This is a genomic window from Agromyces sp. LHK192 (assembly GCF_004006235.1).
Classification (GTDB): domain Bacteria; phylum Actinomycetota; class Actinomycetes; order Actinomycetales; family Microbacteriaceae; genus Agromyces.
In genome coordinates this window covers 108,776-128,500 of record NZ_CP034753.1, presented here as the reverse complement: position 1 = coordinate 128,500, position 19,725 = coordinate 108,776, and the positions used below count along the sequence as shown (strand labels likewise).

Genomic DNA, 19,725 nt, shown 5'->3' with positions numbered 1-19,725 from the left:
TACAATCATCATTCTCATATTCAGGACAATTTGGTATGCTTCCAGTATGGTGAACCGCTCCTACGACGACGGGTGCGCGGCCGCCCACGCCCTCGACCTCGTCGGCGAACGCTGGGCGCTGCTCGTCGTGCGCGAACTGTTGTTCGGCCCCAAGCGGTTCACCGACCTGCGAACCGGCCTGCCTGGCGCGAGCCCGAACGTGCTGGCGCTCCGACTGCGCGAACTCGAATCGAACGGCATCGTCAGCCGGAGGCGGCTCCCCCCACCCGCAGCCACCGTCTCGGTCTACGAGCTGACGCCGTGGGGCACACAGCTCGAGCCGGTCATCATTGCCCTCGGCCGGTGGGGCGGGAGATCGCCGTCGCTGGACCCCGACGCCCCGATCAGCGTCGACTCGGTCATGCTGGCGCTCAAGACGAGCTTCAGCCCCGACCTCGCGGAGGGCTTCGACGCCGAGGTCACGGTCCGGATGCGCGAGGACGTCTTCGACGTGCGCGTGTCGGCGGGCGAGATCACGATCCGCCGCGGCGAAGCGGGTCGCGCCGACGCCGTGGTGACCGCTGACCCTGCGACGATCAACGACATCGTCTGGAACGGCCGCCCGCTCGACGACGGCATCGATGCCGGCGATCTGTCGATCACCGGAGACCGCGGCACGGTCGAACGCCTCGTGACGCTGTTCCCGCTCCCCGAGCCGGCGAGCGCCCGACCGGCCGGGGCGGCGAGCGCTTGATTCGAGCGGAATAGGGCGATCGCCCGATGCGGCCGGGGTACCTCAGGGAGCAGAGTCGAGGCATCCAGAGGAGGAACTCCATGCCGCGAACGACCGATACGACCGTGCTCGACACCCTGATCGAACGCATCCCCGACCGGGCCTTCGGGCCGGGAACCTCGGCGTACGAGGCCGGCCGGCTCGTCTTCCTCGGTCCGGGCGACCCCGAGGTCGTCGTGCGTCCGACCAGCGCCGACGAACTGGCGCAGGCTGTGCGCGTCGCCGTCGAGCACGGGTCGCCGATCGCGGTCCGCTCCGGTGGGCACGGCGGCCTCCCCGCCGCCGAAGGGGTCGTGATCGACCTGTCCGGGCTCGACGAGATCACCGTCGGCGACGGCGACCTGGTCACCGTGGGCGCAGGGGCGCACTGGGGCGACGTGGCCGCGGCCCTCGCCCCGCACGGACTCGGCATCACGTCGGGCGACACGCGCGACGTCGGCGTCGGCGGACTCACCCTCGGCGGCGGCATCGGCTGGCTGGCGCGAACGCACGGGCTCACGGTCGACATCCTCCGCGAGGCGGAGCTCGTGACGGCGACCGGCGAGATCGTGACCGTGAACGCCGAGTCGCACCCGGACCTGTTCTGGGCGATCCGCGGCGGCGGCGGCAATTACGGCATCGTCACGCGGTTCACGTTCCAGGCGGCGCCGGTCGGCGACCTCGTCGGCGGGCACATCCACTTCGACACGTCCGACGTCGGCGCCGTGCTGCGCGCGTGGCGCGACGTCACCGTCGCCTCTCCCGACACGCTCAACTCGACGCTCATGGTCATGCCGCCGTTCGGCCCCGAGATGCCCGGCGGGCCTCAGCTCGGCGTGGCCCTGCTCGGCACCGAGGATGAGCTCCGCGCACTGCTCGCACCGCTGCTGGACCTGCCCTCGGTGACCGAGGTCTCGCTCGGACCGGTCGCCTACGGCGACCTCCTCGAATCGGCTCCCCCCGGCAAGCCGCCGTTCCGGTTCGTCGGCGGCAACGGGTTCGCGCCCGAGCTCTCCGACGAACTGCTCGGCGCGTGCGTCGAGGCGCTCGACAGCGGCATCCCGACGATGGTGCTGTTGCGCGCGCTCGGCGGGGCGTTCACGCGGGTGGCGTCGGATGCCACGCCGATCGCCCACCGCGACGCGCAGGCCCTCGTCGTGGTCAACGGGATCCTCCCGGGCGACGCGACGGATGCGCAGGCGGCGAGCGCGCTGCTCGACCTGGTCGGGCCGCTCGAGTTCACGACCGGGCGCTACTCGAACTTCACGCAGGAGTACGGCGACGACGTGCTCGCCGAGATCTATCCGCCCGCGACGCTCGAGCGGCTGCGCCGCATCAAGGCCGAGGTCGACCCCGGCGACGTGTTCCGCGGCGCGCACCACATCGCGCCGGCGTGATGGGTGGTCACCGGACGTCGAGTTTCGGTGGCAGTTCGAACGAGTCGAAGATCTCCGCGTCCTGGAAGACCGTGTTTCGGCTGATGCCGGCGTCCGTCACGGTGAAGATCTGCAGCGTGTGCAGCCGGTATTCGTCGCCGACGCGGTTGTAGGCGGCGAAGCCCGGCTGGCCGTTGGCGGCCACCGGCAGCACTCGCCAGTCGGCGCCATTGACGTCGAAGACCCAGTCCATGAACGCGCAGTAGTTCTGCGGCCCGGAGAACCAGTTGAGCAGTGGCGGCATCTCCATCAGCACGTCGTCGCTGAGGAGCTTCTTGATCGACTCGACATCGGCGCGCTCGAAGGCCGCCATGTAGCGGTCGATCCACGCGCGCTGCGCAGCCTCGGACGGCTCATTCGACTGCTCCAGTGCAACTCCTGCGACCTTGAGGCGCGCGCGTGCCCGCTGCAGCGAGCTGTTGACCGCCGAAACCGTGACACCGAGGATCTCGGCGGACTCCGCCGCGGAGAACCCGAGCACCTCGCGCAGGATCAATGCTCCGCGCTGGCCGGCGGAGAGGTGTTGCAATGCAGCGGCGAGGGCGAGGCGCAGGCTGCTGCGGTCGATCACGGTGGCGGCCGGGTCGGCGGTATCGAGCATGGCGTCAGGAAGGGGCTGCAACCAGGTGACATCCACGCCGACCGCGAACGGGGCATCCGGCTCTCTCGGCGCGATGAAACCCGAGGGCAGTGGTCGGCGCGACCGCGACTCGAGCGCGGTGAGACACACGTTCGTGGCGATCCGGTACAGCCAGGTGCGCAGCGACGCGCGGCTTTCGTCATACTGCCCGCGAGCACGCCAGGCTCTCAGGAAGGTGTCTTGGACCAGGTCCTCCGCCTCGTGCGCAGCGCCCGACATGCGGTAGCAGTACGCGAGCAGCTCGGGCCGGAACCGCTCCGCCTGCCGCTCGAACTCCGCGGCAGCTGCGCTCACGCCTGCACGGCGCTGTTGTGATACGCCGCGATCTTCCAGCTCCCGCGCTGTTTCGCCAGCACCCACGTCGCGTTCACCTTGCCCTCGTCAGGAACCGCGCTCTGCCCCGGGAACAGAATCCCGCTCTCGCTGACGACGATAGCGAGGTCCTCTCCGACGAAGCGTGTGCTGAGTGGTCTGCTGTACACCGAGGTGCCCCTCAGCGGACCCGCGAACGCCTGCGCCATGCTCGCGCGGATCGCCTCGCGCCCATCGCGCAAGGAGCCCGGCATGATGGCCGTCGCGTCCTCGATGTAGTCCGCCACCATTCCGGCCGCATCCCCCGCGGCCCACGCGCGATACGAATCCTCCAGGACCGTCTCGATCGCGGCCTCGTCGTGAGTTCGGCTGTCTGACATTCGCTTCCCCTTGCCTCCGGCTCCCCGGCCGACCCGGTGAACTCAGGAATACATACCGGCGGCACCCGCAGAACTCATCGCGCCGGAGTCAGCGGATACCCTCTTCGGGTGGCTTTCTCTGTGAACGACGGATCTGCGGGCGGGGGCACGCGGCCTGCTGGGCGCCCGTGCCGCGATGCGGGAGCATCGCTCGTCGCAGCCGGAGTTGATGCCGCGTGAGCGTGCATCTCATCGGCGGCGGCGCGACGACACGTGCGGATGCCCCGCTCCACACACCGTTCGTCGCCGAAGCGATCCGGCGCGCGAGCGAGGCGGGTCGCGCGCAGCCGCGCATCGCCGTGATCTCGCTGCACCCCGAGGCCGAAGAGAAGGCAGCGGCGCTCGGCGAACTCCTGGTCGAAGCCGCCGCGGGAGCGGCTATCGAGCTGCATCTGACCGCAGGCCGCGCCGGCGAGCCGATCGGCCTGGACGCGCTGGCCGACATCGACGGCATGGCGGTGGGCGGCGGCAACGTCGAGACCGTGCGTGCGGGACTCGAGCCGGTGTTCGACAGCATGCGCCGACTTGTGGCCGACGGAGTGCCGTACCTCGGCATCTCGGCCGGCGCGATGATCGCGGCGGCGGGTTCGCTCGGGAGCGGTTCACGCATCGGCGGCGTGGTGGTCTCGCCTGAGGACCCCGACGAGCCAGGGGTCGAGCTGGAGATCGAGGTCGGCATCGGGCTGGTCGACGTGGCGATCGAGGTCCACGTGGCCCAGCGGGGCATGCTGTCCCGCCTGGTCGCTGCCGTCGAATCCGGGCTGATCACGGGCGCACTCGGCATCGACGAGCGCACGGCGCTGATCGTCGGTGACGGCGGGCTCCGGGTCGAGGGGTCGGGCAGTGTCTGGCGTGTGCTGCCGGCCGAGAACGGCGTTCTCGTCTCGACGATCTGAACTCAGGCGTCGACCTGCGCGGTCTGCCGGCGTGCGTTGACGGCATCCGCACCGTAGATCTCGGGATGCCGCGCCTTGAACGCGAGCGAATCGCGAACGTTCTTCTGCACGACCACGGTCGCGAACACCGCCATCGCGAAGGTCATGCCGTAGAGCCCGTTCTCACTCGGCAGCATCGGGCTGTTCCACAGGCCCCAGGCCAGCATCGCCAGGCTGATGCCGAGGCCGAGCCACGAGACGCCGAGGTAGATCGTGGTGACCGGCACGCCTTCGTGCCGGTCGCGGACCGACTTCTGCAGGCCGACCGCGCTGAGCAGGCCGAAGAAGAACGCCCCGAGGAAGAAGCCCTTCTCGAAGGGGTCCAGGTCTGCGTTCCACAGGCTGATGAGGTACACGGCCACGGCGAGCGCCAGTGCGACCCATGCGGCGCCGATGAACGCCCCCGTCGGTCGGCCGAACTGATCACGCTGGGCTTCTGCGTCGTACATGAGACCCTCCTCGATTCGGCCGAATCGCGTTCGGCACTGAACATTTCGGCTCAGCGTAGAGGGCGGGATATGCCGTGAACGGACTGCATCGCGCGGCTGTGGAGAGCGTCGACTCGGGTGATCGCTCAAGAGCACCTAGTTTGTTAGGACATTCTGTGTAAACTGTGATCACCGTCCGCGGCGAAGCGAGGGAGTGGCACGGCGACGCATGACCACAGCAGCACACATCCATGACCTCATCACGATCGGGCGGATCGGCATCGACCTGTACCCGCTCGAGATCGAACGGCACCTCGACGAAGTCGAGACCTTCACCCGATCACTCGGCGGCAGCGCCGCGAACGTGGCCATCGCCGCGGCCCGGCACGGCCGGCGAAGCGCCATCGTCAGCAAGACCGGCGACGACGCGTTCGGGCGCTTCCTCCGGCGTGAGCTCGACCGCCTCGGCGTCGACCCCGGATACCTCGGAACGTCGCCCGACCTGCAGACGCCGATCACGTTCTGCGAGATCTTCCCGCCCGACGACTTCCCGCTGACGTTCTACCGGCGTCCGCTGGCACCCGATCTCGACCTCCGCGCGGAAGACCTTCCGCTCGACGACATCCGCGACGCCCGCATGTACTGGTCGACCGTGACCGGGCTCAGCGAGCAGCCGAGTCGCGACACCCACCACGCCGCCTGGGCGTCCCGCGGGCGTCGCCCGCTCACCGTGCTCGACCTCGACTACCGGCCGATGTTCTGGTCGTCGGTCGACGACGCGCGCCGCGAGGTGCGCCGTGCGCTCGAGCACGTCACCGTCGCGGTCGGCAACCTCGACGAGGTCGAGGTCGCCGTCGGCGAACGCGACCCGCACCGCGCTGCCGACGCACTGCTCGACCGCGGGCTCGACCTCGCGGTCGTCAAGCAGGGCCCCGCCGGCGTGCTCGCGAAGACCCGCGACGAGACGGTCGAGTCCCCACCGATCCCGGTCGAGGTCGTGAACGGTCTCGGCGCCGGCGACGGCTTCGGCGGCGCACTCGCGCACGGCCTGCTCGCCGGCTGGCCCCTCGATCGGATCATCCGCTTCGCGAACGCGGCCGGCGCGATCGTCGCCACGCGGCGCGAGTGCTCGACCGCGATGCCGACGACCGACGAGGTCGACGCGCTGCTCGCCGAGCGCGGACTCGACGGGCGCGGACTCGACGAGCGCGGACTCGACGGGAGGGCCGCCGATGTCCGGGCATGACCCGCAGCTCGTCGACCCGAAGCGGTTCGCCGAGATCCGCCACCTCCGGGCGACCGACCCCGACGCGATCGCCCGCGCCCACGCCGCGCGCCGGCGGCGGCCCGTGCTCGGCGACAACGGCCGGCTGTTCATCCTCGCCGCCGACCATCCGGCGCGGGGCGCGCTCGGCGTCGGCGACGAGCCCATGGCGATGGCCGACCGCTACCTGCTGCTCGAACGCCTCACGGTCGCGCTCGCCCGGCCCGGGGTCGACGGCGTGCTCGCGACCCCCGACATCATCGACGACCTCGCCCTGCTCGGCGCACTCGACGACAAGGTCGTCGTCGGGTCGATGAACCGCGGCGGCCTGCGCGGAGCCGCGTTCGAGATGGACGACCGCTACACGGCCTACGACCTTCCCGGCATCGTGCGCGACGGCCTCGACTTCGCGAAGTGCCTCCTGCGCGTCGACCTCGACGACGCCGGCACGAGCGCGACGCTCGAGGCGACCGCGCGCGCCGTGTCGGCGGCCGCCGCCGCTCGCGTGCCGATCATGCTCGAACCGTTCATGAGCACCCGACGCGACGGTGCCGTCGTCAACGACCTGAGCACCGAGGCCGTCATCACTTCGATCGCGATCGCCGCCGGACTCGGCACGAGCTCGGCGTACTCGTGGATGAAGCTGCCCGTCGTCGACGACATGGAACGCGTCATGGCCGCCACGACGCTGCCGACCCTGCTGCTCGGCGGCGAGCGCGCCGACGACCCTGCGGCGACCTACGCGAGCTGGCAGCGCGCACTGGCCCTTCCGGGCGTGCGCGGGTTGGTGGTCGGGCGTGCGCTCGTCTACCCTCCCGACGGCGACGTCATCCGCGCGGTCGACACCGCGGCAGCGCTCGTGCACGACGCGTGAGCGGCGCGCAGCCGGGCGTCGGGCATCCGCACGAGGCATCCGAAACGGACTGAAACTGCACCGAGGCATCCGGAACGAGAGGATCGAACGTGACCGACGACGACAGCGGGCGCTGGTTCCGGCCCGCAGGCACCCTCGCCGAGGGCGGGTGGGCCGCGGTGGTCGACGACCGCATCGACGGATGGCGGCACACCGGGTTGCGCATCGGCGAACTGGCCGGCGCAGATGGCGAGGAACTCACCCTCGACGCCGCCGACGTCGAGCGGCTCATCGTGCCGCTGCACGGCTCGTTCCGCGTCGAGGTCACCGGCGCCGACGGCCCGACCACGGTCGACCTGGCCGGGCGCGCCTCGGTCTTCGGCGGCGCGACCGACACCTGCTACCTGCCGCCGCAGGCCGCCGCCCGCATCTCGGGCTCCGGCCGGGTGGCGGTGGCCGAGGCATCCGCTTCGACGCACCGGCCCGTTCGCCACCTTCCTGCCGAAGCCGCACCCGTCGAACTGCGCGGACGCGGGCAGTCGAGCCGCGAGGTGCACGACCTCGGCACTCCGGCGGTGCTCGACGCCGACCGGCTCATCGTGTGCGAGGTGCTCACGCCCGCCGGCAACTGGTCGTCGTACCCGCCGCACAAGCACGACGAGCACGTGCCGGGGGTCGAGTCGGCGCTCGAGGAGATCTACTACTTCGAGGTCGAGCCGGTCGAGACCGGCGACGGCGCCGGCAGCGACGCCGCACGTGACGGCGGATATGCGCTCTTCAGCGCGTCGTCGTCGGCCGCCACGCACATCGAACTCGACGAGCGGGTGCGCACCGGCGACGTGGTGCTGCTGCCCGGCGGCTACCACGGCCCGGCGGCCGCGGCGCCCGGCTACGACCTGTACTACCTGAACGTGATGGCCGGCCCCGGCGATCGCGTATGGAACATCACCGACCACCCGGACCACGGGTGGGTGCGGTCGACCTGGGACGCCGAGCCGGTCGATCCCCGGCTGCCGCTCGCGGGTACGGATGACACGACGCGCACGGATGACACGACGCGCACGGATGACTCGAAGGGAGCCCCGGCATGACGACGCGGCGGATGACGGTGGCGCAGGCGCTCGTGGAGTTCCTCGCCCACCAGTGGACGGTCGACGGCGACCACCGCGAGCGCACGATCCCGGGGGTGTTCGGCATCTTCGGCCACGGCAACGTCGCCGGCCTGGGCGAGGCACTGCTCTCAGCCCACCGCCGCGACCCCGACCTGATGCCGTACCACCAGGCGCGCAACGAGCAGGCGATGGTGCACCAGTCGGTCGGCTACGCGCGGATGCGTCGTCGCCGCGCGACCTTCGCCTCGACCGCGTCGGTCGGGCCCGGTTCGGCGAACATGCTCACTGGTGCAGCGCTCGCGACGAGCAACCGGCTCCCCGCCCTGCTGCTGCCGAGCGACACGTTCGCGACCCGCGTCGCCGACCCGGTGCTGCAGCAGCTCGAACTGCCGCACGACACGAGCCTGCAGGTGACCGACGCGTTCCGCCCGCTGTCGCGGTACTTCGACCGGGTCGAGCGGCCCGAGCAGCTCTTCTCGATCGCGCTCGCGGCGATGCGCGTGCTGACCGATCCCGCCGAGACCGGTGCGGTCACGATCGCGCTGCCCGAGGACGTGCAGGCCGAGATGCTCGACGTGCCCGAGGCGTTCCTCGCCGACCGCGAGTGGCACGTGCGCCGTCCGCTGCCCGAGCGCGGGCCGCTCGAGCGCGCGGTCGCTCGCATCCGCGCGGCGAAGGCCCCCATCATCGTCGCCGGCGGCGGCGTGCTGTACTCGGAGGCCGAGCTCGAACTGCTGCGCTTCGTCGAGGCGACGGGCATCCCGGTCGGAACGACGCAGGCCGGTGGCGGCGCGCTGCCCTGGGACCACGCGTCGAACCTCGGCGGCATCGGCGCGACCGGCACCCCCGCTGCGAACCGGCTCGCGGCCGAGGCCGACCTCGTCATCGGCATCGGCACGCGGTACAGCGACTTCACGACCGCGAGCCGCACCGCGTTCCGCAACCCCGACGTCGAGTTCGTGAACATCAACGTCGCGAGCTTCGATGCGTACAAGCACGGCACGCAGCATCCGATCATCGCCGACGCGCGCGAAGCGCTCGCAGCGCTCGGCACCGCGCTCGGGGGCCACCGCGTGACGGATGCCTACGCCGAGCGCATCGCCCACGAGCGACGGGAGTGGTTCGCGCGTGCCGACGAGGTGCTCGCACCGTCGGACCGCGCGCTCGCGACGCAGGCCGAGCTCATCGGCGCCGTCAACGAGGCCAGCGATCCCACCGACGTCGTCGTGCAGGCCGCCGGCTCGATGCCGGGCGACCTGCACCGGCTGTGGCGGGTGCGCGATCCGCTCGGGTACCACGTCGAGTACGCGTTCTCGTGCATGGGCTACGAGATCGCCGGCGGACTCGGCGTGCGCCGGGCCGCGCCGGACCGCGACGTGATCGTGCTCGTGGGCGACGGCTCCTACCTGATGCTGCACTCCGAGCTCGCGACGGCCGTAGCCGAGGGGCTCAAGATCATCGTCGTCATCGTGCAGAACGACGGCTACGCGTCGATCGGCAGCCTCTCGGAATCGGTCGGGTCGGAGCGCTTCGGCACGAAGTTCCGCAGCTACGATGCCGAGCACCGCGACTTCGAGCACGGCGGCCGCGTGCCCGTCGACCTCGCCGCGAACGCCCGCAGCTACGGCGTCGACGTGATCGAGGTGCCGACCGGTCCGGATGCCGCCGCGGCCCTGGGCCGCGCGATCGCTGCGGCGAAGGCGTCAGATCGTTCGACGGTGATCCACGTCGAGGCCGACCCGATCTCGGTCACCCCCGACAGCGAAGGTTGGTGGGACGTGCCGGTCGCCGAGGTCTCCGAACTCGACGGGGCGCGCGCGGCGAGGCGCGAGTGGGAGCAGGCGCGCGGGGCGCAGCGGCCGCTGCTCGGGTGAGCGGGCGGGCGGTACACCGCAATATCTGCGTGATCACCCGGTCCGGTTCAGTCCGGCGCTGAGGTGTGGTTGGCAAGATACTCGGTGGCCGGAGCGGAACTACGCCGCTTGATGGTGAAGACCTCGCAGTTGAAGAGTCCTCCGAATCCGCCCGAGCTGCTGAACTCCGGGCCGGCGACGATCTCCCCGCCGAACGACTCCACAACATGACGGGTTGGCGCGTCGGGACTATCTTCGGCGTCGACGAGTAGGAACAATCGCTCTCGATAACGTCCCGTGAGGTCCACCACAGCGCGAGCGATGCGGAAGGACGGCTCACGGTCAATATCCTGCGGGATGTCGTGCTCGAGTTGCCAACGCCTCGTGTCGGCGTCGGCGCGTTCGAGGAGCGCGCGATGCCGGGTCGAGAAGACGGTCTCCACATTCACCCACTCGTCGTGTGGCCCCAACCGGTTGAGTGCGCGCGCCCCGATCCAGATTGTCTGCGACGACAGGTCCGCGAGCCAACGAGCGTCGAACGACTCGGGGTCACGCCGAACCGCCGAGAACACATCCAGGCCCTGCGCCAGGGTCGCGCCAATGACGTGGAGCTGATCGCCCGCCTCCCAACCCGCGGCATTGAGCACGTCGGATAGCTCGAGGGCCTTCAGTCCGGCCGTCTGCGCCCAGCGGACCGCGAACTCTTCGCCGCGGTCGGCGGTGAGTCGCTCGGCCTTGCGAGTGGTGCTTTCCCACGTTCGGCCCCCGGGGCTGTCGATGATCGGCCAGAACTCGGCGTCGGGCAGCGCTCGTGCGGTTGTCGCGTCGATCACGCGCTCGACTGGCGTCTCGTAACGGTCCAGGTTGCCATCGAAGAAGCCGTGAGCCTCCTCAGCGCTTCCCGCGTTCACCGACCCATCCCACAGCAGTAGTGATTCTCCGGCGACGCCTTCGAAGCGGAATTCTCCCACCACGATCTCGTCGGAGCCGGGAAGATCCCACTCCTCGGCCGGCTTCCCATCGAACAGCGCCCTGAACCTCTCGACCCGTGTGCGCGCCGATAGGACCAAGGAACGAACGACCACTCCCGACACCGGGTCACCCGCGCGAATTCTCACGACGCGAATCTAGCCCGAATGATGGTGCGTGAACTTTCTCCCTACGTCGGCGACCGTAGGTAAACCATCGCTCATGGGGCGGCCGCGGGTCGGCGACTGCACGCGAGACAGGTCGGAGTTTCAGGAGCAACCTCCTTCGGCTGAGCGTGCAGCTCAGACGTCGGTTACCCCCACAGCCCGCGGCCGATCTCAAACAGGCCACCAACGATGAGCAAGCACCCGAACGCCGCGACAATGGATGGCGTCGACCCCGTTGCGGAATACTTGCCGACCCGACCGAACTGCTCTTGAAGCGCCCTCGCGTTCCTTCGCGCGATCTGCCTCCGCAGCACGATGAACACGATTCCGACGGCGACGAGGATCGGTCCGATGATGAAGCTCGGCGGCAAAGGAAGGTCCTCTCTCGGGTTCAGGGTGGTCCGACAGTACTGCCGCCCGCACGACCCGAAGGTAAGGTGCACTGGTTGGCGGCCTTCATGGCCGCAGCATCCGCGCCGAAAGAGTTCGGGCATGGACCCGACCGCGGCAACGATGCTCTGGGCAGTCATTACCACCGTCTGCGTGCTCGCGCTTGCGTTCGCTCTCCTATTCGCACGGCCGATCTATCTCATGATCGCTGTTCTGGTGGTCGTACCAGCATTGATGATCGCGCTCGGCCGGCAACGCTCCGAAACTCGAGACGCCGATGAAGATCCAGCCGGCACCCAATGCTGATCGTCGTGCTCCTCGGCCGTCGCTCTGCGAGCAACACGGCGCGCGAGTCACGCCCGTAAGGCGATCCTTCACCGTGCACTTCGGTGGATTAGTCGCTGACGCAGTCCCGGGTGTACAGAAGCCGTGCCTCCCACGGCAGGCGACGTCGCCCAGTTCATCGCCCGTGGCCCCTAGTTCCACCGATGTGACGTCTACCGGTCGATGCAGGGCGGCAACGAGTTCGCGCACGGGCTTCCTCATTTTTCCTTGCTGGCTGTCACACTTCTGAAGGTGGCGGCCATGGATAGGGCATGAGGGCAGAAGAATCGCAGGTTGACGACGACCCGGGGTTCTGGGCGCGCGTGCAACCTCTGGGAGCGGTCCGGCTCGATGCCGCCGTCACGATCGCAGCGGTAGCTTTGGCGGTCCAGCTCGAGGACGAGACGATCCGGGCCGAAGCCCTCCGAGCGTCGTCACAGCGGACGCGCCGGCGGCGGATCGGCGCACTCGTGGCTGGGGTTGTGGCCGCGGTGCTCGCTATTGGGGTCGCGGTCCCGGTGACCGCGGTCGGCGCTTGGCTTTCGGCGAGAACCGGGCAGTACGGTGACCCGAGCCAGAGCACGGAAGAAGACGGCACCGAGTGGCTGAACCTGACCGGCGAGGATCTTCCCGCGATCATTGACTCGGCCTATCCGGAGGGGCTGCAACTCCCGGCCGGCTGGGGGCGGGTCGATGCAATCGAGCGGGTCGACGCGACTGTAGCGCGACTTGGGAACGATGAGGACTCGTTCATTCAGGAAGGGCTGGTCACGACGACGTTCGAGTTCTGGGCCGTCTGCAGCTGGTACGACGAATGGCTCGTCGCCGACGCGGCAGACGAATCAGTGCGTCGCGGAGTGGCCAGTGACTGGCTGCTCGATGAATCGCACTACCCGTCGATCGTCGCGCATGACGGCGGAGGCGTCGTCGACCGACTCCAAGAAGTCGCCCGCGGTGCAGCGGCCGGCGATCGAACGCTCGTCGAAGCCGGGTACGGCGAATCAGCCTGCGACGGCCTGCTGGGGCGTGACGAGTGAGCAACGAACCGGGAACAGCATCGGCTGCGGCGCCGAGCTTGAGCGAGCCTGAAGATGGTGATGGGTTCACCGTGTTCGTGCGATCCGTATCGCCCGAGCTGCTCGCCTTCTTCGGTCGTCGGGTCAGCCCCACTGAAGATGCCGCCGATTGTCTCGGCGAAACGCTGCTCGTACTGTGGCGTCGCCGGGACGCGTTCCCCGTCGACCGATCGGAGCAACGCGCGTGGACGTACGGCGTCGCCCACCGAGTCCTGAAGACCCACCGTCGCGGTGCGGTCCGTCGGATTCGTCTCACCGAGCGTCTCCGGGGCGAGCTCCATGTCTCGGCCCAGTTCAGTGCACGAAGCGATGACGACATCGCCATTGACGCCTTCACGCGACTCTCCGAGGCCGACCGCGAAGTCCTCGCGCTCGTCATCTGGGAGGGTTTCACGCTGGCGGATGCCGCGGAGATTCTCGGCATCCGCCCGGCGACAGCACGGGCTCGCTACTCGCGCGCCAAGTCCCGGATGAGTGGAATGCTCGCCGCCCATGATGAGTCGACATCGTGAAGCCGGCTGACGCGGGCGCGTCCGGCCGCCAGCGGCGAGCCTTGACGGCTCGCCGCGACGTCGGCGCGACGATCCTGAAAACCTTGGCCGCTGCGGTCAGCCGGATAAGTACGAGCATGTTCACTTCCGGAGTGTTCGGTGCGCTCACCGCATTGCTGCTCAGCGGATGCATGTCGTTCGTGCCGCAGCCGCCGGCCGACTTGCAGTACGAAGCTCAAGAGCTTGCCGAGCGTGTCGAACGGATCGACGGAGTCGCCGCTGCACACGGCGAAGTTCATGACATCGATTGGAAGGATCGTCCCGGCGAATGGCGGGCAAGCCTCGTGGTCAGAGCGGATACAATCGACCTCCAGTACCTCGCCGACGAGTTGCGCCCGGAATTGGAGCGCACGCGTATCGCCCGCAATTCGGTCGATCTCGCGCTGCAGATCCCCGGAACCACGCAGCTCGCACCCGTGACGCTTGGGAACCTGTCACCTGGTGTCATCACGACCATCGAGGTGATCCGCGCATACCCCGAAGTCATCGAAGTGAATGCCTCCGCGTTCGTGAACCCAAACGTGAGAATGCGGCAAAGCGTTTCCCTGAGCGAGGCAGTCAATGTACTCCGGCAAGCGTCAATCGCAGGAGACCCATCGGGAACGCTCACTGCCGCCTGGCAGCCCGATGCCGCGAGCCGGTCGGATATCACGATCGACGTCAACGCAGACTGGCCGACTTCTGCCGTGTTGGACGCACTCACGGAGCTCGAACGTCTGCCGTCGACAACGGACATCTGGGCGCGCGGACCGAGCGCGGAGCGCAACGCGGGCTACGTGGCTGTGACGTCCACCGATGAACCAGCAGCCCTCGAGATCATCGAACGAGTGACATCGCGCCCGACCGAGACCACAATCTTCCGCGTGGACCCACCTACCTGACGCTGATCCGCTGGCCTTGAGCCGAGAGAGTGCGCGAATGACGGTCGCTCGCAGGGCACGCTAACGACTGTGCAGTCGAGTTCGTACATTCGTGCAGCCGACTTCGGACTTTGACAGGCGGCGTGCGAACCGTGAGCCGGCCCTTCGCCGACGAACGCAGGCACGTGAGAATCCTGACAGGGGTGGATTCCCGTAAGCCCCGCCCGCGAAAATGCCCGGTGAAGGGGCGTCAAGCGCTACAGTCCCGAGCATGCGCTGAGCCCACGGCAATTCGAGACGAGCTTCGTGTACCGCAAGAGCGAGACGAGGGGCGCGCGGGGCGGCATGCGCGGACGGGGTGAGGGCTCACTTACCGGTCGACGAGCGTGACCTCGAACGAGTAGCGGTCGGGGCGGTAGCAGTGCTGCCCGAACTCGATGGCGACGCCCGAGTTGTCGAACGCGGTGCGCGACATCGTGAGCACGGGCGCGTGTCCGGGCAGGTCGAGCAGCTCGGCCTCGGCGTTCGACGCCGCTCGGGCGCCGATGCGCTGCTTCGCGACCCGCATGGTCACGCCGCGCGCCCGCAGGAGCTGGTACAACCCGTGCTTCTCGAGGTCGTCGTGGTCGAGGTCGATGAAGGCCTCGGGCAGCACGTTGTCGAGGAGGGCGAGCGGCACGCCGTCAGCGCTGCGCAGGCGCGAGATGTGCAGCACCGGGCTGTCGACCGCCACGCCGAGCGCCTCGGCGACCTCGGCGTCGGCACCGACCTGCTCGATCGACAGCACCGTCGTCTCGGGCTTCTGGCCCGACCGCTCGAGGTCCTCGAAGAGGCTCGTGAGCTCGACATTGCGCGTCACCTTGCCGTGCACGACCTGGGTGCCGATGCCGCGCCGACGCACCAGCAGCCCCTGGTCGACGAGGTCCTGGATGGCCCGGCGGATCGTCGGCCGCGACAGCCCGAGCCGTGCGGCGAGCGCGACCTCGTTCTCGAGCCGCGCCCCGGCCGGCAGCGTCTGGTCGCGGATCGCCTGCTCGAGTCGGCTCGAGATCTGATAGTAGAGCGGCACCGGCCCGCCTCGATCGAGGTCGAGGAACAGCTCGACGGGGAGCCGCTGCTCGGGTAGCTGGGGCATTGGGCCTCTCCAGGTTGTCGGAATGATCTGACAGTAGTGCCGCGCGGCCTCGCGCGATCACCCGTGACCGGGGGTGACATCCGATCGCGGCGACCAGCGCCGGAACGTCTCGATGCGCGCCGCGCCGATCTCGAACGCGGCGAGGTCGACGTCGCGCTCGATCACCTGCCCCGCGAGGTCGGTGCGGTCCCAGGTGCCGGATGCCTCGGCGCCGAGCACCTGCGGCCGGTCGCGGTAGTTCACGAACCGTGCCTCCCACACCGGCGCAGCGGCGGACGCGCCGCCGCCCGCATCGACGGGCGTCACCTCGCGGAGCGACTCGAGCACGACATCGCCAGACAGCTCGATCGCCGCACCCGAGGGCAGCTCGGCGCCTTCGGCGGCTCCCCCGGCGCCGGCGACGCCGCCGACCACGGCGGGGCCTCCGCGCGTGCCGCGGGCGACCGCCGGGTCGACCCGCAGGAGCTCGGCCCAGCGGGCGGTGCCGGCCTCGGCCCAACCGGCGGCCGCTGGCAGCACCGCGAACTCGGTGTGCACCCGCACGCCGAGGTACTGCGCCCCGGGCACGGCGAACTCGGCGCCGGCGGGCTCGTCGCGCAGCGGGTGCACGTTGACGCTCATCATGCCGACCGAACGCACGAGGGTGAGTGCGATCGCGTCGTCGCCCGATCGCTCGTCGCCGACGATCTCGTACTCGGAGTGCTTGGTGACGAGCAGGCTCGCCGAGCCCGCGTGCACGAACCGCGCGGCGGGGAAGGTCGGCAGCGGGAATTCGCCGCCGCCGCCCTCGCCGGTGCGGCCTCGGTCGGTCACGGCGTACTGGCCCGCGGCCGACGAGACGGCCACATCGGCGACCGCCGTCGGCACGAGCACGCGCAGGCGGTGGTCGGCGACGGGGTTCACGAAGTCCATGGCGACCCGCAGCATCGGCTCGGTCTCGCGCAGTTCGAGCACGGTGTCGACGACGAGCGGCGTCGTGGCCGCCACACGGCGGTCGCGGTCGGTGGCGTCGACGCCGACGGGCACGTCGTAGGTGCGGCGCACGAGCAGGCGGCCGCGCACCGGGCCGCGCTCGAGCACCGAAACCTCGACCGAGCTCGGGTCGGTGATGCCCGCATCGCCGGCGAGCGGGCCGAAGTTGTAGGAGTCGCCGCGGTCACCCTCGTCGACGAGTCGCAGCGCCTCGTCGAACACCGTGCCGTCGGCGGACTCGATGCGCACCGACCCCGAGGGCAGCACCTCGACCGACACTTGCCCGTTGGCGAGCGATCGGTCGCCGACCCGCACCGGGTCGCCGGCCGACGGCGCCGTGGCGGGGTCGACCTCGGCGACGGCGACGCCGCCGACCTCGACGCCGACGAGCGCGGTCGTGCGCGGCGCTGCGATGATCTCGATGCGCCACTCGCGCTCGCCCGACGGGTCGGCGGCGATGCGTGCCTCGAGCGCCTCGGTGAACGCGGCCAGGTCGAATTCGCCGACGGGCGCCTCGGCGACGTCGAAGCGGATGCCGGCGTCGCTGAAGGCCCAGTCGTTGATGAGCTGGCCGAAGAGTTCGCGGCCGTGGATGCGCAGGAGCAGGCGGCGCAACTGCGCCGTCGTCATGATCTCGTCGCCGAGCACCTCGGGCAGCGACTCGAGCAGCTGCACGCCGTCGCCGAGCGCAGCCGGGTCGGGCGCGTGCAACCGGATCTCGACGTGGGCGCGGCGCGCGAAGCCGGTCGCGTTGGCGACGACGTAGCGTTCGGGATCGACGGATGCCGCGAGTCCCTCCATCGTGCGCAACATGACGCCGCGGGCCACGTTCGCGGCGGTCTTGAGGCGGCTCTCGACCTGGTCGGCGGTGGCGTCCACGCCGCAGCCGGTGACCGAGTCGTGCGCGGTGCTCTCGACGAGGCGGTACCACGCGGTGTCGAAGAACCCGCGGTGGTCGTCGGCGCCGAACGCGGCATCCAGTCGTTCTGCGGTCGACAGGTGGCGCTCGGCATCCGACATCGCCTGCTTGAGGTTCGTGCGGATCGAGTAGACGCCCGGCAGCAGGTTGCCGCGCAGGTGCGAGCGGAGCTCGCCCGCGACGGCGGGCAGCGAGCCGAGCGCGGCGTCGTCGCCGGCGGCCCACTCGGGCGCGGCCCGGCGCAGGTAGCCGTCGACCGTGTCGACGGTCATCGCGGCGCCCATCGCGGAGGCATCCGCTGCACCGACGACGTCCATCAGGTCGGCGGGCGGCGCGAAGTGGTCGGTGCCGAGCATGCCGAGGATCGGCTCGGAGCCGTACCAGGACGCGACCGCCTCGCGGTAGTCGCCGACGAGGGACTCGAGCTGGCCCGGCAGGGCGAACAGGTCGAGCGCGTTGCCGTACCCGTCGAAGAGGTACTCGGCACGCACCGTCGAGCCGTCGGGTGCCGACCACGCGAACGCGTGGCGATCGACGCGCGCCGGCACGCCGCGCCACATCATCGCGTCGCGGATGCCGAAGCCGCGCAGCACCTGCGGCATCTGCGCCGAGTGGCCGAACATGTCGGGCAGGTAGCCGACGCGCATCTCGGGTCCGATCCGGCGGCTGGCGCGGATACCGAGCTCGAGGTTGCGGATGATCGTCTCGCCGTCGCACAGGAACTCGTCGAGGAGGATCAGGAACGGTCCGATCGCCAGCTGCCCGCGCTCGACCGCCGCCGCGACCCGGTCGCGCTGGTCGGGACGGATCTCGAGGTAGTCGTCGATCGCGGCGGCCTGGCCGTCGAGCGTGAACCGGTACCCCGGGTTCTGCTCGAGCGTGTCGAGCAGGCGGTCGAGCATGTGCACGAGGCGCAGCCGGAACACGTCGTGCGGTTCGTACCACTCGCGGTCCCAGTGCGTGTGGGGAACGACGACGATCTCGTCGGGGATCGACGGGTTCGGGGTCGACATGTGCGGAAGCTCCTTCGGTGGTGCGGTACGGGTGATGCTGGTGGTGCCGTTGCGGTACTGGGGGAAGTGGGCGGCGGGCCGGATGCCTCAGGCGCAGAGCGCCAGGATGCGCCGGTCGGCGAGGACGAGGTGGTACGGGCCGTCGGCCGGGTCGGCGGCGAACGTCTCGCGCGCGGAGCGCACGCTCCGCCGGTTGCCCGCGCCGTCGACGAGCACGAGCCCCTCGGCATCGACCGCGACGACGTCGCCGCCGAGACGGACGAGCGCGGGAACGCCCATCAGCTGCGGCATGAGCACCTGGCCGTCGAAGCTGCCGGTGCCCGTGATCGCGGTGCGGCCGGCACGCACGCCCTCGAGGATCGCCTCGGCCGAGGCATCCTCCGCCGCGACCCACGTCGTCGGCGTACCCGGGCGCTGCGGCTCCTCCAGCATGTGGAAGTCGCTGCCTCCGAGGAGGGTCGCGCCCTCGGGCCAGGTGCGGAACCACGAGAACGGCGCCGTCGAGATGAGCTCGAGGTACCAGGTCGCATGCCACAGCTCGACCGCTGCGGGCCGCCGCTCGAGGCGGTGCACCCACGAGCAGTCGCCCGAGATCGGATGGTTGATGCTGAGCACGCCGCCGCGCCGCTCGACCTCGTCGACCCACTCCTGCGCGGGCCGGCGGAAGTCGATGAAGCCGATGTCGCCGAACGCGTTCGCGTGCCCGAGGTGGGTCGTGACCTCCTGGCCCGGCAGCAGCGTGATGCCGTGCTTCGCGCCCTCGGCGGGCAGGTGCGCGTGGTGGCTCGTCGTGTTGTGGTCGGTCACGGCGAGGAAGTCGAGACCCGATGCCACGCCGAGCGCCGCGAGCCCGCCGATCGGCAGGCGGCCGTCGGAGTGGATCGTGTGCCCGTGGAAGTCCCCCGCGAACCAGGTGAGACCGGGCTCCGCCGGGAGCCCGCGATCGCTCCCGCGGACCGCGCGGGTCGCCGGCGCGGCATCCGGAATCGGGGGAACCGGCCGACTCGCCGGGATCGTGATCTCGACGTCGACGTCGACACCCTGCGCCGGCACCCGGTGCAGGCCCAGCACGACGTTCCACTCCCCCGGCTCCGGCTCGCCCGGCAGGTACCCCGGCGTCGCGTCGTCGCGCGCGATGACGTAGTCGGTGCGCGCACCGCCCGACCATCCGCGCCATCCCGCCGCGCCGTCGCAGCCGAGATCGATGCCCGACTCCGTCGGGTCGAAGCGGATCACGACCTCGAGCGAATCGGTGCCGGGCGGCACCTCGAACGGCACCGGCAGGTACCGCTGCTCGTTCTGCTGGTCGACGGTGACGTGGACGCGACGCCGGATCACGGTCATGG

General features: G+C 70.2%; 18 protein-coding genes. 11 read left to right on the top strand and 7 right to left on the bottom strand.

Annotated elements, in window-relative coordinates; translation table 11 throughout:
- The first annotated feature begins 46 nt into the window (after positions 1-46).
- Together ELQ40_RS00625 and ELQ40_RS00620 are read left to right on the top strand one after the other, a co-directional pair.
- On the top strand, positions 47-733 hold the full coding sequence (locus ELQ40_RS00625) for a helix-turn-helix domain-containing protein (protein WP_127791919.1): 687 nt from the start codon (positions 47-49) through the stop codon (positions 731-733).
- An 80-nt stretch (positions 734-813) separates the two neighbouring features.
- Positions 814-2,148, top strand: a complete 1,335-nt coding sequence (locus ELQ40_RS00620) for an FAD-binding oxidoreductase (RefSeq protein WP_164863431.1) — start codon at positions 814-816, stop codon at positions 2,146-2,148.
- 7 nt (positions 2,149-2,155) lie between these two features.
- Here ELQ40_RS00620 and ELQ40_RS00615 read toward each other — a convergent pair whose 3' ends face one another.
- Positions 2,156-3,187, bottom strand: coding sequence for an RNA polymerase subunit sigma-70 (locus ELQ40_RS00615; protein WP_240665876.1), 1,032 nt, complete (start codon positions 3,185-3,187; stop codon positions 2,156-2,158).
- A complete protein-coding gene (locus tag ELQ40_RS00610; RefSeq protein ID WP_127791915.1) occupies positions 3,118-3,519 on the bottom strand; it encodes an SgcJ/EcaC family oxidoreductase in 402 nt (133 codons plus the stop codon). The genes ELQ40_RS00615 and ELQ40_RS00610 overlap by 70 nt, the downstream gene beginning before the upstream one ends.
- Positions 3,520-3,734: 215 nt before the next feature.
- Between ELQ40_RS00610 and ELQ40_RS00605 the strand changes: the two genes are divergently transcribed.
- Positions 3,735-4,454, top strand: coding sequence for a Type 1 glutamine amidotransferase-like domain-containing protein (locus ELQ40_RS00605; protein WP_127791913.1), 720 nt, complete (start codon positions 3,735-3,737; stop codon positions 4,452-4,454).
- Between the two features lie 2 nt (positions 4,455-4,456).
- Here the strand turns inward: ELQ40_RS00605 and yiaA are convergent, their stop codons facing one another.
- Entirely contained in the window at positions 4,457-4,942 is a 486-nt protein-coding gene (gene yiaA, locus ELQ40_RS00600) for an inner membrane protein YiaA (RefSeq protein WP_127791911.1), read from the bottom strand.
- A gap of 208 nt (positions 4,943-5,150) precedes the next feature.
- Here yiaA and iolC point away from each other — a divergent pair, with 208 nt between their 5' ends.
- From iolC to iolD, 4 genes are all read left to right on the top strand, one after another.
- Complete coding sequence (iolC, locus tag ELQ40_RS00595; protein WP_127791909.1) at positions 5,151-6,167, top strand: 5-dehydro-2-deoxygluconokinase; 1,017 nt, start codon at positions 5,151-5,153, stop codon at positions 6,165-6,167.
- Entirely contained in the window at positions 6,154-7,059 is a 906-nt protein-coding gene (locus ELQ40_RS00590) for a deoxyribose-phosphate aldolase (RefSeq protein WP_127791907.1), read from the top strand. The genes iolC and ELQ40_RS00590 overlap by 14 nt, the downstream gene beginning before the upstream one ends.
- Before the next feature lie 89 nt (positions 7,060-7,148).
- Complete coding sequence (gene iolB, locus ELQ40_RS00585) at positions 7,149-8,129, top strand: 5-deoxy-glucuronate isomerase (protein ID WP_127791905.1); 981 nt, start codon at positions 7,149-7,151, stop codon at positions 8,127-8,129.
- On the top strand, positions 8,126-10,024 hold the full coding sequence (gene iolD, locus ELQ40_RS00580; protein WP_127791903.1) for a 3D-(3,5/4)-trihydroxycyclohexane-1,2-dione acylhydrolase (decyclizing): 1,899 nt from the start codon (positions 8,126-8,128) through the stop codon (positions 10,022-10,024). The genes iolB and iolD overlap by 4 nt, the downstream gene beginning before the upstream one ends.
- A 47-nt stretch (positions 10,025-10,071) precedes the next feature.
- Here the strand turns inward: iolD and ELQ40_RS00575 are convergent, their stop codons facing one another.
- Positions 10,072-11,121 carry a hypothetical protein gene (locus ELQ40_RS00575; RefSeq protein ID WP_127791901.1) on the bottom strand — a complete coding sequence of 350 codons (1,050 nt, stop codon included), beginning with the start codon at positions 11,119-11,121 and terminating at the stop codon, positions 10,072-10,074.
- A gap of 510 nt (positions 11,122-11,631) precedes the next feature.
- Between ELQ40_RS00575 and ELQ40_RS00570 the strand changes: the two genes are divergently transcribed.
- The 4 genes from ELQ40_RS00570 to ELQ40_RS00555 all read left to right on the top strand — a co-directional run bounded on the left by ELQ40_RS00570 (position 11,632) and on the right by ELQ40_RS00555 (position 14,361).
- Complete coding sequence (locus ELQ40_RS00570; RefSeq protein ID WP_127791899.1) at positions 11,632-11,835, top strand: hypothetical protein; 204 nt, start codon at positions 11,632-11,634, stop codon at positions 11,833-11,835.
- Positions 11,836-12,125: 290 nt separating this feature from the next.
- Complete coding sequence (locus ELQ40_RS00565; RefSeq protein WP_127791897.1) at positions 12,126-12,890, top strand: hypothetical protein; 765 nt, start codon at positions 12,126-12,128, stop codon at positions 12,888-12,890.
- On the top strand, positions 12,887-13,441 hold the full coding sequence (locus ELQ40_RS00560; protein WP_127791895.1) for an RNA polymerase sigma factor: 555 nt from the start codon (positions 12,887-12,889) through the stop codon (positions 13,439-13,441). The genes ELQ40_RS00565 and ELQ40_RS00560 overlap by 4 nt, the downstream gene beginning before the upstream one ends.
- Positions 13,438-14,361 carry a hypothetical protein gene (locus ELQ40_RS00555; RefSeq protein WP_127791893.1) on the top strand — a complete coding sequence of 308 codons (924 nt, stop codon included), beginning with the start codon at positions 13,438-13,440 and terminating at the stop codon, positions 14,359-14,361. The genes ELQ40_RS00560 and ELQ40_RS00555 overlap by 4 nt, the downstream gene beginning before the upstream one ends.
- A 349-nt stretch (positions 14,362-14,710) precedes the next feature.
- Here ELQ40_RS00555 and ELQ40_RS00550 read toward each other — a convergent pair whose 3' ends face one another.
- From ELQ40_RS00550 to ELQ40_RS00540, 3 genes are all read right to left on the bottom strand, one after another.
- Positions 14,711-15,475, bottom strand: a complete 765-nt coding sequence (locus ELQ40_RS00550; protein WP_127791891.1) for a GntR family transcriptional regulator — start codon at positions 15,473-15,475, stop codon at positions 14,711-14,713.
- A gap of 57 nt (positions 15,476-15,532) precedes the next feature.
- Positions 15,533-18,379, bottom strand: a complete 2,847-nt coding sequence (locus tag ELQ40_RS00545) for an alpha-mannosidase (RefSeq protein ID WP_127791889.1) — start codon at positions 18,377-18,379, stop codon at positions 15,533-15,535.
- Between the two features lie 87 nt (positions 18,380-18,466).
- Positions 18,467-19,723, bottom strand: a complete 1,257-nt coding sequence (locus ELQ40_RS00540; protein ID WP_127791887.1) for a CehA/McbA family metallohydrolase — start codon at positions 19,721-19,723, stop codon at positions 18,467-18,469.
- Positions 19,724-19,725: the final 2 nt, after the last annotated feature.